General features: G+C 62.9%; 16 protein-coding genes. 13 read left to right on the plus strand and 3 right to left on the minus strand.

Annotated features, from left to right (window positions below):
* Positions 1 to 9 precede the first annotated feature (9 nt).
* The 5 genes from ATY80_RS03145 to ATY80_RS03165 all read left to right on the plus strand — a co-directional run bounded on the left by ATY80_RS03145 (position 10) and on the right by ATY80_RS03165 (position 4,834).
* On the plus strand, positions 10 to 390 hold the full coding sequence (locus tag ATY80_RS03145) for a methylglyoxal synthase (protein ID WP_088691001.1): 381 nt from the start codon (positions 10 to 12) through the stop codon (positions 388 to 390).
* 35 nt (positions 391 to 425) lie between these two features.
* Positions 426 to 1,451, plus strand: coding sequence for a glucokinase (locus ATY80_RS03150; RefSeq protein ID WP_088691002.1), 1,026 nt, complete (start codon positions 426 to 428; stop codon positions 1,449 to 1,451).
* A 96-nt stretch (positions 1,452 to 1,547) separates the two neighbouring features.
* Positions 1,548 to 3,335 carry an ABC transporter ATP-binding protein gene (locus ATY80_RS03155; RefSeq protein WP_088691003.1) on the plus strand — a complete coding sequence of 596 codons (1,788 nt, stop codon included), beginning with the start codon at positions 1,548 to 1,550 and terminating at the stop codon, positions 3,333 to 3,335.
* A 17-nt stretch (positions 3,336 to 3,352) separates the two neighbouring features.
* Positions 3,353 to 4,177 carry a 4-hydroxy-tetrahydrodipicolinate reductase gene (dapB, locus tag ATY80_RS03160; RefSeq protein ID WP_088691004.1) on the plus strand — a complete coding sequence of 275 codons (825 nt, stop codon included), beginning with the start codon at positions 3,353 to 3,355 and terminating at the stop codon, positions 4,175 to 4,177.
* A 21-nt stretch (positions 4,178 to 4,198) separates the two neighbouring features.
* Positions 4,199 to 4,834 carry a 2,3-bisphosphoglycerate-dependent phosphoglycerate mutase gene (locus tag ATY80_RS03165; protein WP_088691005.1) on the plus strand — a complete coding sequence of 212 codons (636 nt, stop codon included), beginning with the start codon at positions 4,199 to 4,201 and terminating at the stop codon, positions 4,832 to 4,834.
* A 62-nt stretch (positions 4,835 to 4,896) separates the two neighbouring features.
* Here the strand turns inward: ATY80_RS03165 and ATY80_RS03170 are convergent, their stop codons facing one another.
* Positions 4,897 to 5,310: a helix-turn-helix domain-containing protein gene (locus ATY80_RS03170; RefSeq protein WP_088691006.1), complete on the minus strand. Its 414-nt coding sequence runs from the start codon at positions 5,308 to 5,310 to the stop codon at positions 4,897 to 4,899.
* 87 nt (positions 5,311 to 5,397) lie between these two features.
* On the opposite strand from ATY80_RS03170, the gene ATY80_RS03175 reads away from it, so the two are divergent.
* Positions 5,398 to 6,267 carry an oxidoreductase gene (locus ATY80_RS03175; protein WP_088691007.1) on the plus strand — a complete coding sequence of 290 codons (870 nt, stop codon included), beginning with the start codon at positions 5,398 to 5,400 and terminating at the stop codon, positions 6,265 to 6,267.
* 52 nt (positions 6,268 to 6,319) lie between these two features.
* On the opposite strand, the gene phnF is transcribed toward ATY80_RS03175, so the two are convergent.
* Complete coding sequence (phnF, locus tag ATY80_RS03180; protein ID WP_088691008.1) at positions 6,320 to 7,051, minus strand: phosphonate metabolism transcriptional regulator PhnF; 732 nt, start codon at positions 7,049 to 7,051, stop codon at positions 6,320 to 6,322.
* A gap of 97 nt (positions 7,052 to 7,148) precedes the next feature.
* On the opposite strand from phnF, the gene phnG reads away from it, so the two are divergent.
* The 7 genes from phnG (at position 7,149) to ATY80_RS03215 (ending at position 12,392) form a co-directional block, all read left to right on the plus strand.
* A complete protein-coding gene (gene phnG, locus ATY80_RS03185; protein WP_088691009.1) occupies positions 7,149 to 7,616 on the plus strand; it encodes a phosphonate C-P lyase system protein PhnG in 468 nt (155 codons plus the stop codon).
* Complete coding sequence (phnH, locus tag ATY80_RS03190) at positions 7,616 to 8,239, plus strand: phosphonate C-P lyase system protein PhnH (RefSeq protein ID WP_088691010.1); 624 nt, start codon at positions 7,616 to 7,618, stop codon at positions 8,237 to 8,239. The genes phnG and phnH overlap by 1 nt, the downstream gene beginning before the upstream one ends.
* Before the next feature lie 3 nt (positions 8,240 to 8,242).
* Entirely contained in the window at positions 8,243 to 9,352 is a 1,110-nt protein-coding gene (locus tag ATY80_RS03195) for a carbon-phosphorus lyase complex subunit PhnI (RefSeq protein WP_088691011.1), read from the plus strand.
* Positions 9,349 to 10,230 (plus strand): alpha-D-ribose 1-methylphosphonate 5-phosphate C-P-lyase PhnJ, encoded by an 882-nt coding sequence (locus ATY80_RS03200; protein ID WP_088691012.1) that lies wholly within the window; start codon positions 9,349 to 9,351, stop codon positions 10,228 to 10,230. The genes ATY80_RS03195 and ATY80_RS03200 overlap by 4 nt, the downstream gene beginning before the upstream one ends.
* Entirely contained in the window at positions 10,227 to 11,003 is a 777-nt protein-coding gene (phnK, locus tag ATY80_RS03205) for a phosphonate C-P lyase system protein PhnK (RefSeq protein ID WP_088691013.1), read from the plus strand. Before ATY80_RS03200 ends, phnK begins: the two co-directional genes overlap by 4 nt.
* A 64-nt stretch (positions 11,004 to 11,067) precedes the next feature.
* On the plus strand, positions 11,068 to 11,778 hold the full coding sequence (phnL, locus tag ATY80_RS03210; protein WP_088691014.1) for a phosphonate C-P lyase system protein PhnL: 711 nt from the start codon (positions 11,068 to 11,070) through the stop codon (positions 11,776 to 11,778).
* A complete protein-coding gene (locus ATY80_RS03215) occupies positions 11,775 to 12,392 on the plus strand; it encodes a DapH/DapD/GlmU-related protein (RefSeq protein ID WP_088691015.1) in 618 nt (205 codons plus the stop codon). Before phnL ends, ATY80_RS03215 begins: the two co-directional genes overlap by 4 nt.
* 78 nt (positions 12,393 to 12,470) lie before the next feature.
* Here the strand turns inward: ATY80_RS03215 and ATY80_RS03220 are convergent, their stop codons facing one another.
* Complete coding sequence (locus ATY80_RS03220) at positions 12,471 to 12,683, minus strand: hypothetical protein (RefSeq protein WP_088691016.1); 213 nt, start codon at positions 12,681 to 12,683, stop codon at positions 12,471 to 12,473.
* Positions 12,684 to 12,685 lie beyond the last annotated feature (2 nt).

Genomic DNA, 12,685 nt, shown 5'->3' on the forward strand with positions numbered 1-12,685 from the left:
GTCCTTTTCATGGCCGGCGGCAAGTGCCTTGCATTGATTGCGCATGACCAGAAGAAGGACGACATGGCGGAGTTCGCACGCCGCAACCGTGAGACATTCGCGAAATGGAAGATCGTTGCCACGGGCACGACCGGCGGCCGGGTTCTTGAGGCCGCTCCGGACCTCGATGTGACCCGCCTGAAAAGCGGCCCGCTGGGCGGCGACCAACAGATCGGCGCACTGATTGCCACCGGCGAAGTCGATGCGCTGATCTTTTTTGTCGATCCTCTGACACCGATGCCGCATGATGTCGATGTCAAGGCTTTGATGCGGCTTGCAATCGTCTACGATATCCCGATGGCGCTGAACGAAGCGACCGCCGACAAGCTTATTGCCACCCTTCACGCGTAACCGGCGCTTGATTGCGCGCACGTACGGAACCTGCCATGCCCCAGCTCGATACCAGCGACACCGCCATGCCTTTTCCAATCCTGATTGGCGATATCGGCGGCACGAATGCCCGTTTTGCGATCATCCCGGACGCCGCGGCAGAGCAGATCCATTTTCCGAATGTCCGCACCGCCGATTTCGAGACGATCGACGATGCGATCCGCAGCTGCATTCTTGAAAAGAGCAGCTTGCGACCGCGCTCGGCAATCCTTGCTGTCGCTGGCCCGATCAGCCGGGACGAGATACCGCTGACGAACTGCGGCTGGGTTGTCCGCCCACGCACGATGATCGACGGCCTCGGCATTGAGGACGTGCTCGTCGTCAACGACTTCGAGGCGCAGGCACTGGCAATTGCCAACCTCTCTGACGAGAACCGCGAGCGCCTTGGCAATGCATCGGGCGAGATGGTCGCATCCCGTGTCGTCCTTGGTCCGGGTACCGGTCTCGGCGTCGGGGGGCTTGTTCATGCACGAGGCTCCTGGATTCCCGTGCCGGGCGAGGGTGGCCACGTCGATCTCGGGCCGCGCACCGCGCGCGACCTTCAGATCTTCCCGCATGTGGAGACGATTGAGAGCCGGGTTTCTGCGGAGCAGATTCTGTGCGGCCGGGGTATCGTCAACCTCTACCGGGCAATCTGCACGGCGGATGGTGTCGAGCCCGTCTACTCCGACCCCGCAGACATCACCTCACACGCGCTTGCCGCTACCGACAAGGTTGCCGTTGAGACGATCAGCCTGTTCTCGACCTACCTCGGCCGCGTTGCAGGCGACATGGCAATGATCTTCATGGCGCGCGGTGGCGTCTTCCTGTCAGGGGGTATCTCGCAGAAGATCCTGCCCGCGCTCAAGAAGCCGGAATTCCGGGCTGCGTTCGAGGACAAGGCGCCGCATTCGGCGTTGCTTGCGACGATCCCGACTTATGTCGTCACACACCCGCTTGCGGCGCTTGCGGGCCTTTCATCTTATGCCCGCAAGCCCGAGAGCTTCGGCGTCTTGACGGACGGCCGTCGCTGGCGGGCGTAGCGGTACTGGTCAAAACGCCGTCAACTCTTTATAGAGCCGGGCGAGAACGCGCAGCCATGACGACATGCGTGTCCTGACACACAGGAAGACTGATTTTTGCAAGCACCGGACATCCAGCAGAAGCCTCTAACGAGCGACAGCATCACCGGCATTTTGAAGCGCATTATCGCGGAAAACGGCCGTGAGCATCTGTGGGGCTATGTTTTTGCCATAAGCTGCCTCGTCATCGTTGCCCTGTCGACGGCGTATACTGCCTGGATCATGAAGTCGGTGATCAACGAGGCATTCGCAAATCGGCGTGCGGATATCGTCTGGGCGATCTGTTTTACCATCTTCATTGCCTTCGTCGCGCGCGGTTTTGCGAGCTACGGCCAGGCCGTGGTTCTGTCCAAGATCGGCAACAACATTGTCGCGCAGTATCAGCAGCGTGCCTATTCGCACCTGATGAAGCTGTCGCTCGGTTATTTCAACCAGACGCGATCGGCCCATGTTGTTGCGCAGCTCAACCAGAACATCAGCGGCATCCGCGATGTGATGAACCTGACGATCACGTCGACGGTGCGCGATCTCCTGACGTTCATCTCTCTGCTCGCCGTGATGATCATTCAGGATCCGCTGCTCAGCCTGGCGGTTTTCGTTCTGGCGCCACCTCTTCTTTACGCGTTGCGATACGTGTCGAAGCGGCTTCGCGTGGCAACCAAGGATGCGATCCACGTCAACAGCCACGTTGCCGGTGCGATGCAGGAGACCATCCAGGGTATCGCTATCGTCAAGGCCTTCACCATGGAAGCCCAGTTGGAGGACAAGGTTGACAGGCTCGTCGTGAGCGCCGAACGGCGTGCGAACCGGATCGCGCGACTGTCCGAACGAACGGCCCCGCTCACGGAAAGCTTCGCCGGTCTTGCCGTCGCCAGCGTTCTCGCCTACGCCGCTTACCGCACCATCTACAACAATATTCCGCCGGGCGCCTTTTTCTCGTTCGTAATGGCCTTGCTGCTGGCCTACGATCCCGCGCGCCGTCTTGCTCGCCTTCAGGTGCAGATGGAGCGTGCCGTCGTCAACGCCCGCATGATCTATGAATTCCTCGATACTGTGCCGCATCAGCGCGATGTGCCCGGCGCAAAGGCGCTCGTCGTCACACAAGCCAGGATAGAATTCCGTAACGTCTCCTTCGCCTACGGTGACGATGAAGTCCTGCGCGATGTCAGCCTCGTCGCCGATGGCGGCAAGACAACGGCGCTAGTCGGACCGTCGGGTGCGGGCAAATCGACGATCATTACGCTCATTCCGCGTTTCTACGATCCGAAGGCCGGGCAAATCCTGATCGACGGCCAGGACATTGCGCATGTGACGAAAAAGTCGCTGCGGGAGCAACTGGCCTATGTTTCCCAGCAGCCATATCTTTTCGAAGGGACGATCCGCGACAACATCCGTTATGGCCGCCAGGAGGCGACCGACGCGGAAGTCGAACGCGCCGCGCGTCTCGCCTATGCGCACGACTTCATCCTGGCGCAGCCGCAAGGCTACGACACGCCGGTTGGCGAAAACGGCGTGACGCTTTCAGGCGGTCAGCGCCAACGCCTTTCGATCGCCCGCGCTCTGGTGCGCAATGCTCCGATCCTGCTCCTCGACGAAGCGACCTCGGCGCTCGACACGGAGTCGGAAGCGGCCGTTCAGAAGGCGCTCGATGAGGCCATGGTTGGTCGGACCGTGGTCGTGATCGCCCACCGCCTGTCCACCGTTGTCCGCGCCGACAAGATCGTGGTCATGCAACAGGGCCGGATCATCGAAGAGGGCAATCACGACAGCCTTGCGCAGCGTAGCGACGGTCTTTACGCTCGCCTCAACAATCTGCAGAGGCCAGCCGCCTCGGATGCCCGCTGATAGGATGATCGACTGACATGAGCGATGCTGCGATGAAACTGGTTGTGGTTGGCGCGGCAGGGCGCATGGGGCAAACGCTCATCCGTCTCATCCACGCCATTGATGGCGTAACGCTGCATGCCGCGGTCGAGCGCACCGGCTCGCCCTTCGTTGGCAGGGACGCCGGCGAGATCGCCGGTCTTGGCGCGAATGGCGTGATCATCGGGGATGATCCGCTGGCGGCGTTTCTCCATGCCGAAGGGGTTCTCGATTTCACGTCGCCCGCCGGCACGGTGGAGTTCGCGGCGCTGGCCGCACAAGCGCGTATTGTTCACGTGATCGGTACGACCGGCTGCTCTGTCGAAGACGATATGAAGATCGCGGCCGCCGCCCGTCACGCCCGGGTCGTCAAATCCGGCAATATGGGGCTCGGCGTGAACTTGCTCAGCGTCCTTGTCGAACAGGCCGCACGTGCGCTGGATCCGACCGATTGGGATATCGAAGTCCTTGAAATGCACCACAAGCGCAAGGTCGATGCGCCCTCGGGCACGGCGCTGCTGCTAGGCGACGCGGCGGCCAAGGGCAGAGGCATCGACCTCGCCTCGAAGTCCGTGCGCGTGCGCGACGGCCACACCGGTCCACGCGAGCAGGGCACCATCGGCTTTGCGACACTGCGCGGCGGCTCGGTTGTCGGCGAGCATTCGGTGATCTTCGCCGGCGAGGGCGAAACCGTGACGATGTCGCACAGCGCCACCGATCGCTCGATCTTCGGCCGCGGCGCCGTCAAGGCAGCGCTCTGGGCACGCGACAAGAAGCCCGGTCTCTATTCCATGCTCGACGTGCTCGGGCTTTCTTCAAAGTAATCTTTTTCGGAGGCATTTTTCATGAGCGGCACTCTCGTCCTCGTTCGTCACGGCCAGAGCGACTGGAACCTCAAGAACCTTTTCACCGGCTGGAAGGACCCTGACCTGACCGAGCTCGGCATTCAGGAAGCCAACACCGGCGGCAAGGCCCTCGTCGACTACGGCATCAAGTTCGACGTCGCCTTCACCTCGGATCTCAAGCGCGCTCAGGACACGCTGAAGATCATTCTCGACAACGTCGGTCAGCCGGACCTCAAGACCTTCAGGGATCAGGCGCTGAACGAGCGCGATTACGGCGATCTCTCCGGCCTCAACAAGGACGACGCCCGCGCCAAGTGGGGCGAAGAGCAGGTTCACATTTGGCGCCGCTCCTACGACGTTCCGCCTCCGGGCGGCGAAAGCCTGCGCGACACCGGCGCCCGCGTCTGGCCTTACTACCTGACGGAAATCCTGCCTCGCGTCCTGCGCGGCGAAAAGGTGCTGGTCGCCGCCCACGGCAACTCGCTGCGCTCTCTGGTCATGGTCCTCGACAAGCTGACCAAGGAACAGATCCTCGGCGTCAACCTCGCGACCGGCGTGCCCATGGTCTACAAGCTCAACGCCGACTCCACCGTCGCTTCCAAGGAAGTGCTCGGCGACATGTCCGGCGCTCACTGATATCGATTGCGCCGCGCATCGTTTGCTGCGCGGCGCTTCGCCTGCCTGGTTGGCACCGGCTTTCAGCCTTTAGACGTGTCCGTAGCCTGAGGCGCCCTTTTTCGCGCCGCCTCGAAATCCGGCAGACGGTTGGCGATCCACTGCCAGAGCGTCACCACCTCCACCAGAAGCTCTCCGCCGAGCGGCGTCAGTTCATATTCCACCCGTGGCGGCACCTGCGGGTAGAGCGTTCGCGTCACCAGCCCGTGGCTCTCAAGCGTCCGCAGCGTCTGCGTCAGCACCTTCTGGCTGATCCCCTCGACCCGTTCCAGAACCCGCGAAAACCGCAAAGGCCCCTTTGCCTCCGCCAGGATGTGCATGACGCGCAGGGGCCATTTGGCGCTGGCGCGTTCCAGCATCTCACGGGCCAACGCATCCTGCGCATCGGTCAGCGTCTCGCAGAAATCGAATGTATCATCGCTCAGGTCAGTTACCATCAGGTATGTATAGCTCTCACGGGTACCTTCTTTCAAGATGAAACCGACTTGCCTATATGGTCTTGCGACGGATCAAGGAGATTTCGGATGTCACAGGTTTGGTTGATTACAGGCAGTTCGCGTGGCCTGGGCAGGGCCCTTGCGCAAGCGGTTCTGGCGGCAGGGCACAAGCTGGTCGCGACCGCGCGCGATCCCTCGCAGCTTCAGGATATCAAGCAGCGCTACGCCGACAATGTCTTGACGATTCCTCTTGATGTGACCGACGAGCAATCGGCTGCATCAGCCGTGAAGGCCGCAGTGCAGACGTTCGGCCGGCTCGACGTGCTCGTCAACAATGCCGGTTATGGCGATGTCGGATCGATCGAGGACACCAGCCTTGCCGATTTCCGCGCCCAGATCGAAACCAACCTGTTCGGAACGATCATCGTCACCAAGGCGGCCCTGCCGTTGATGCGCGAGCAGGGCACCGGTCACATCATCCAGTTTTCCTCCGTCGGCGGCCGCATCGGCCCGGCCGGCCGCGCTCCCTATGCGGCGGCCAAGTGGGGCGTCGAGGGTTTTTCCGAAGTGCTCTCCAGGGAAGTCGGCCCGCTCGGGATCAAGGTGACGATCATCGAGCCCGGCGGCTTCCGGACCGATTTCGCCGGCGCCTCGACCACGCTCCGCGAAGGACGCCCGGAATACGAGGACACCGTCGGCAAGATGGCTCGCTACCAGCGCGATTACAACGGCAAGCAGCCGGGCGATCCCGCAAAGGCAGCCGCTGCGATCATCCATTTGGCCGTTGTCGCAGAACCGCCACTACGCCTGCTGCTTGGCAGCGATGCGGTGCGTGGTGTCGAACAGAACGACGCGGTACGAGCCGAGGAGCATGCGGTCTGGCGCGACCTCAGTGTCTCCACGGATTTCGAGCCCGGCGCCGGCGCCGGAAAGTTCCCTTGGGAAGCGGGGAGATAGCCGCCGGTCTCGTGATCGATGCCGGGGAGCGCTCCTCCGGCATCGGACTGACCTAATTCTCGATCGTGAACTGCACGCGGTCGGCCGCAAACCGACTGATCGCATATTGGACCGGCACGCCTTCGAGGTCGGTGTTGACAGCCTTGGTGATCAGCAGGATCGCGCCGGGCGCCAGATCGAGCGCTGCCGTATCCGCCTCGTCGGCATGGACGGCGGTGATCTCGGTGGTCGCGCGCACATAGTCGGATAATCCAAGCTCGGCAAAGGCCTTGGTGATGGATTCTGTCCGCTGGTAGGCATCGGGCATGCCGCCGAAGCGCCCAGCTGGAAACCACGCCGTCGCGCAGGAGACCGGGCGGCCATCCGCCTTGCGAACCGTTTCCATGCGGATGACAGGCTCGCCTGGCCGAATCTGCAGCCCGCGCGCCACGTCCGCGTCGGCCTTCTCCTCCGAATAGGAAAGCAGCAGCCCGCGCATCTCGCGCGCCTGCTCGCCGATCCCGGCGGTAAAGCGGGTGCGCTTGGTGATCGGAAAGTTCAGGCGCTCCTTGCGCTCGATCAGCGTGCCGCGTCCCTGCACGGCGCGCACGATGCCTTCCTGCGCAAGGGCGGCGATCGCGCTTCTGACTGTATGCCGGTTGACGCCGAACTGCAGCGCCAGAACCGTCTCGGGCGGCACCATGCCGGTCTCGTCATAGGCGCCGGCGCTGATCGCCTGGCGAATGCGGTCGGCGATCTGCCGCCACAGCGCCACGCCCGTCTGTCTTTGTACCTGCCCAGCCATTTTACCCCTTGATGTCACACGCTTGTCATGTCGCGGATTTAAGCGTAACCGTATCTTGTATGGTTGTCTATATCAATAGACATTTAAGGATGTGGCGATGACCTTAGCGGAAAAGAATGAGCCGGGGGCAGGGGGGCGCAAGCGCGTCGTCGACCTGCTTGCGCGTGCGGAGCGACAGGAGCTGGTCGAGGCATGGGACAAGCTGGCGGAAAAGCCTGCGGCCCAGCCGGTGCGCGGACCGGAAACGGGCCTCGTCATGGTCCGCGGCCGCATGGGCGGCGGCGGTGCGCCGTTCAACCTCGGCGAGGTGACGGTCACCCGCGCCACCGTGCGCCTTGCATCAGGCACCGTGGGTCACGCCCAGGCGCTCGGCACGGATCGAGAGAAGGCCCGGTTTTCCGCCATCTTCGACGCCCTCTGGCAGGAGCAGGCGACACAATCCTTCGTCGAGCATGCGCTTCTGCAGCCGATCGCCGCACGCGTGGCGGATGCCGGTCGCCGCAAGGCCGATGAGACTGCGGCAACCCGCGTCGATTTCTTCACCATGGTTCGCGGAGACGACTGATGAGCCTCAAGACGGAAGCCCCCAGGAATGATGCGTTGGCCGGCGGCTTTGCCGAGCCGGTCTTCCACGCCCAGAGCGTCTTCAAGCTGATGATGGATGCGATGGCCCGTCCGGGCACGATCCAGACGGTCGCCCCCGACGCCCTGCCGCCGGCGCCCCTCGGCGTTGCGGCCGGCGCGATCGCGCTGACGCTCTGCGATCACGACACCCCGGTCTGGCTGTCATCAGGGCTGGCAAAATCCGCCGTGCCGCAATGGCTTGGCTTCCACACCGGTGCGCCTGTCACGCCGGAGAAGGCCGAAGCGCGCTTCGCCTTCGTCGACGCCGGAACGCCGCTGTCGTCCTTCGGTCTCTTTGCCGCCGGCACCCAGGAATATCCGGACCGTTCGACGACGCTGGTCATCGAACTGGCTGATATCGAAGGTGGCCGCAAGCTGGCGCTGATGGGTCCCGGCATCAAGACCGTGACCGACATCGCGCCGCTTGGCCTGCCCGATACCTTCTTGCGCCTCTGGACGGAGAACCGCGCCCTCTTCCCGCGCGGCATCGACATCGTGCTGACCTCGGGCAGCCGTTTTCTCTGCCTGCCCCGCACCACCAAGATCACCGCAAGGGAGATGTGACCCATGTATGTTGCTGTCAAAGGGGGCGAGGCCGCCATTGCCAACGCTCATCGCCTGCTGGCGGATCGCCGTCGCGGCGACCGTACGTTGCCGGCTATCGGTATCGACCAGATCGTGGCGCAGCTGGCGCTGGCCGTCGATCGCGTCATGGCCGAAGCCTCGCTTTACGATCGCACGCTTGCCGCTCTCGCCGTCCGCCAGTCGCGTGGCGACATGATTGAAGCGATCTTCCTGCTCCGCGCCTACCGCACGACGCTGCCGCGCTTTGGCTATAGCAAGCCGATCGACACCGCCCATATGAAGATCGAGCGCCGCGTCTCTGCCACCTACAAGGATCTGCCCGGCGGCCAGCTGCTCGGCCCGACCTTCGACTACACGCATCGCCTCCTAGACCCATCGCTGCTATCAGACGAAGCCGTCGAGGAACCGACGCTTCGCGAAGCGGAAACCGGCCGCGTCATGCGCGTTTCGGAAATCCTCGAGCAGGAAGGCCTGATCGAGGGCGATGGCGAAATGCCCGAGGATCACGAGATCGGTGACCTCACGCGCGAGCCTATGGAATTCCCGATGACCCGCGATCTGCGCCTGCAGGCGCTGGCCCGCGGTGATGAAGGTTTCCTCCTGGCGCTCGGCTATTCCACGCAGCGCGGCTACGGTCGCAACCATCCCTTCACCGGCGAAATCCGCATCGGTGAGGTCGAGGTCGAATTCGATGTTCGCGAACTCGGCTTCGCTGTCTCGCTCGGCACCATCCAGGTCACCGAATGCCAGATGGTCAACCAGTTCAAGGGTTCGTCAAAGGCGCCGCCGCAGTTCACCCGCGGCTACGGCCTCGTCTTCGGCCAGAGCGAGCGCAAGGCAATGTCCATGTCGCTCGTTGATCGTGCACTGCGCGCCGAAGAACTCGGCGAGGACATCACCGCCCCGGCGCAGGACGAGGAATTCGTCATCTCGCATGCCGACAACGTGCAGTCGACCGGCTTCGTCGAGCATCTGAAGCTGCCGCACTACGTCGACTTCCAGGCGGAACTCGATCTGGTCCGTCGCATGCGCAACGAATTCGAAGCCAACCGCACCGGCGGCGACGATACCATCAAGGAGGCTGCGGAATGACCGATCTGGCCACGTACAATTTCGGCTATCTCGACGAACAGACGAAGCGCATGATCCGCCGCGCGATCCTGAAGGCGATCGCCATCCCCGGCTACCAGGTGCCCTTCGCCTCGCGCGAAATGCCGATGCCTTACGGCTGGGGCACCGGCGGCGTGCAGGTCACGGCCTCGATCATCGGCCCGGATGATGTGCTGAAGGTCATCGACCAAGGCGCCGACGATACGACCAACGCGGTCTCGATCCGCGCCTTCTTCCAGAAGGTCGCCAATGTCGCGGTGACGACGCACACCAAGGAAGCGACGATCATCCAGACCCGCCACCGCATCCCGGAAGAAAAGCTCGGGACCAATCAGGTGCTGGTCTACCAGGTGCCGATCCCCGAGCCGCTGCGCTTCCTCGAGCCGCGCGAGATCGAAACCCGCAAGATGCACGCGCTTGAGGAATACGGCCTCATGCATGTGAAGCTCTACGAGGACATCGCGCACAACGGCCGCATCTCCAAGACCTACGCCTATCCGGTCAAGGTCGCCGGCCGCTACGTCATGGATCCGTCGCCGACGCCGAAGTTCGACAATCCGAAAATGCACATGTCGGATGCGCTGCAGCTCTTCGGGGCAGGGCGCGAGAAGCGCATCTATGCCGTTCCGCCCTATACCGAAGTCGTCAGCCTCGATTTCGAGGATTATCCCTTCGAGATCCAGCGCTTCGGCAAGCCGTGCGCGCTCTGCGGCGCAGAAGAGGTCTATCTCGACGAGGTCATCCTCGACGACAAGGGCGGGCGCATGTTCGTCTGCTCTGACACCGACCATTGCGAAGACCGCCGCGCCCGCGGGCATGCCGGCGAGATGTTGGCACCCAGTCAGGAGGCCGCCGAATGAGCGACACCCCACTTCTCAAAGTCAATGACGTCTCGAAGTTCTACGGCAACCGCATCGGCTGCCGCAACGTCTCCTTCGAGCTCTGGCCCGGCGAAGTGCTCGCCATCGTCGGTGAATCCGGCTCAGGCAAGACCACGCTGCTCAACTGCATCTCGACTCGCCTGATGCCGACAACGGGCAGCGTCGAATATCACATGCGCGACGGCGCCTATCGCGACCTCTACCGCATGAACGAGGCCGAGCGCCGCTTCCTGATGCGCACCGACTGGGGTTTCGTGCATCAGAATCCGGCTGACGGCCTGCGTATGACGGTCTCGGCCGGTGCCAATGTCGGCGAACGCCTGATGGCGATCGGCGACCGTCACTACGGCAACATCCGCTCCACGGCCATCGACTGGCTGCAGCGCGTCGAAATCGACGAAGGCCGTATCGACGATCAGCCGCGTGCCTTCTCCGGCGGCATGCGTCAGCGCCTGCAGATTGCTCGCAACCTGGTGACCGGCCCGCGCCTGGTCTTCATGGACGAGCCGACCGGCGGCCTTGACGTCTCGGTGCAGGCCCGCCTGCTCGATCTTGTGCGCGGCCTCGTCAATGATCTCGGCCTTGCCGCGATCATCGTCACCCACGACCTCGCCGTCGCGCGCCTGCTGTCGCACCGCATGATGGTGATGAAGGATGGTCATGTCATCGAGCACGGGCTGACCGATCGCGTCCTCGACGATCCGCGCGAGCCGTACACGCAACTCCTCGTTTCCTCCATCCTGCAGGTCTGATCGAGAATGCTGTTCCGACTCCGGCTATCGGTGTCGGCGGCAAGCGAAACTAAGGAAAGAAATCATGGCAACGCCACTCGTTGTTTCTGAAGTCGTCAAGAGCTTCACCATGCACCTGCGCGACGGCATCAAGCTGCCGGTCGTTTCGGATGTATCCTTTTCCGTGGCATGCGGGGAATGCGTCGTCCTCGGCGGCCCGTCGGGCATCGGCAAGAGCTCGCTGCTGAAGATGATTTACGGCAACTATGCCGTGGATAGTGGCCAGATTCTCATTAAGCATCACGACAAGATCGTCGATCTGGCAACGGCGGACCCGCGCACGGTGATCGACATGCGCCGTCATACGCTCGGCTATGTCAGCCAGTTCCTGCGCACCGTTCCGCGTGTCGCGGCCATCGACGTGGTGGCCGAGCCGCTGGTCGCCCGCGGTGAGAAAGCTGAAACGGCGCGCGAGAAGGCGGCAAACCTTCTCTCGAAGCTGAACCTGCCGGAAGCGCTCTGGCAGCTTCCGCCCGCCACCTTCTCCGGCGGCGAGCAGCAGCGCGTCAACATCGCCCGCGGCTTCATCACCGAGCACACCGTCCTGCTGCTCGATGAGCCGACCGCCTCGCTCGACGCCAGGAACCGCGCCGTCGTCGTCGGCATGATCGAGGAAAAGAAGAAGGCGGGCGTCGCCCTTCTCGGCATCTTCCACGATGAAGAGGTGCGCGAGGCCGTCGCCGACCGCATTCTCGACGTCCAGAAATTCTCGCCGCGAAAGGCGATCGCCGCATGAGCCGCAAGATTGGCCTCGAGCCCTATTTCCACGAAACAGCATCGGTGAAGAACGCCACCTTCGGTCGCTTCACGGAGGTCTCGGAGCGTTGCCGCATGGAGGAAGTCGAGTTCGGCGACTATTCCTATGTCATGCAGGACGGTGCGATCTGGTGCGCGACGATCGGCAAGTTCGTCAACATCGCCGCCTCGGTGCGGATTAATGCCACCAACCATCCGACCTGGCGCGCAACGCTGCATCACTTCACCTATCGCGCCGCCGATTATTGGCCGGATGCCGATATGGAGGCCGACTTCTTCGAATGGCGCCGCTCCAACCGCGTCGTCATTGGCCATGACGTCTGGATCGGCCACGGGGCCACCATCCTGCCCGGCGTCAAGGTCGGCAACGGCGCGGTCATCGGTGCCGGCGCGGTCGTCTCCAAGGATGTCGCTGCCTACACCATCGTCGGCGGCGTCCCCGCCAAGCTGATCCGCGAGCGGTTCCCGAAAGAGGTCGGCGAACGCATGGACAAGCTCGCCTGGTGGGATTGGGAGCATGATCGCCTGCGGGTCGCCCTGCAGGACTTCCGGAACCTCAGCGTCGAAGATTTTCTCGCCCGCTACGAGCAGTGACCGAAGCCCTTGAGTTCGCTCAGGGGCTTTTCTCTTCGGTCCACGAAGGCAGCCCCACGCGAAAAGCCAGGCTTTGGTCTACGGATTTGGGTTCTTCGCCAACTGCCATTCACCGGTCTCGTCCGGCTCGACGCGTTTGTTGCCGCGGTAGAAGATCGGCTGTCCGGTCTTCTTGTCCATCGAGAAGCGGCTCGGCGTGAACTTTTCGCTCTCGTGTCCACGGATGGCGAGACTGAGCGCCTCCTTGAACTTCCCGTCTTTGCACAGGCTTTTGAAGAGTGCCTGATCCATCG

The organism is Rhizobium sp. R711 (assembly GCF_002211365.1).
Lineage (GTDB): Bacteria > Pseudomonadota > Alphaproteobacteria > Rhizobiales > Rhizobiaceae > Rhizobium.

Excerpts from the sequence above, each read along its gene's own strand:
- phnH (WP_088691010.1), top strand. The coding sequence starts at position 7,616 with ATGAGCCTCAAGACGGAAGCCCCCAGGAATGATGCGTTGGCCGGCGGC.
- dapB (WP_088691004.1), top strand. The coding sequence starts at position 3,353 with ATGAGCGATGCTGCGATGAAACTGGTTGTGGTTGGCGCGGCAGGGCGC.
- ATY80_RS03150 (WP_088691002.1), top strand. The coding sequence starts at position 426 with ATGCCCCAGCTCGATACCAGCGACACCGCCATGCCTTTTCCAATCCTG.
- ATY80_RS03170 (WP_088691006.1), bottom strand. The coding sequence starts at position 5,310 with ATGGTAACTGACCTGAGCGATGATACATTCGATTTCTGCGAGACGCTG.
- ATY80_RS03200 (WP_088691012.1), top strand. The coding sequence starts at position 9,349 with ATGACCGATCTGGCCACGTACAATTTCGGCTATCTCGACGAACAGACG.
- ATY80_RS03175 (WP_088691007.1), top strand. The coding sequence starts at position 5,398 with ATGTCACAGGTTTGGTTGATTACAGGCAGTTCGCGTGGCCTGGGCAGG.
- phnK (WP_088691013.1), top strand. The coding sequence starts at position 10,227 with ATGAGCGACACCCCACTTCTCAAAGTCAATGACGTCTCGAAGTTCTAC.
- ATY80_RS03195 (WP_088691011.1), top strand. The coding sequence starts at position 8,243 with ATGTATGTTGCTGTCAAAGGGGGCGAGGCCGCCATTGCCAACGCTCAT.
- phnF (WP_088691008.1), bottom strand. The coding sequence starts at position 7,051 with ATGGCTGGGCAGGTACAAAGACAGACGGGCGTGGCGCTGTGGCGGCAG.
- ATY80_RS03145 (WP_088691001.1), top strand. The coding sequence starts at position 10 with ATGGCCGGCGGCAAGTGCCTTGCATTGATTGCGCATGACCAGAAGAAG.
- ATY80_RS03215 (WP_088691015.1), top strand. The coding sequence starts at position 11,775 with ATGAGCCGCAAGATTGGCCTCGAGCCCTATTTCCACGAAACAGCATCG.
- phnL (WP_088691014.1), top strand. The coding sequence starts at position 11,068 with ATGGCAACGCCACTCGTTGTTTCTGAAGTCGTCAAGAGCTTCACCATG.
- ATY80_RS03220 (WP_088691016.1), bottom strand. The coding sequence starts at position 12,683 with ATGGATCAGGCACTCTTCAAAAGCCTGTGCAAAGACGGGAAGTTCAAG.
- phnG (WP_088691009.1), top strand. The coding sequence starts at position 7,149 with ATGACCTTAGCGGAAAAGAATGAGCCGGGGGCAGGGGGGCGCAAGCGC.
- ATY80_RS03165 (WP_088691005.1), top strand. The coding sequence starts at position 4,199 with ATGAGCGGCACTCTCGTCCTCGTTCGTCACGGCCAGAGCGACTGGAAC.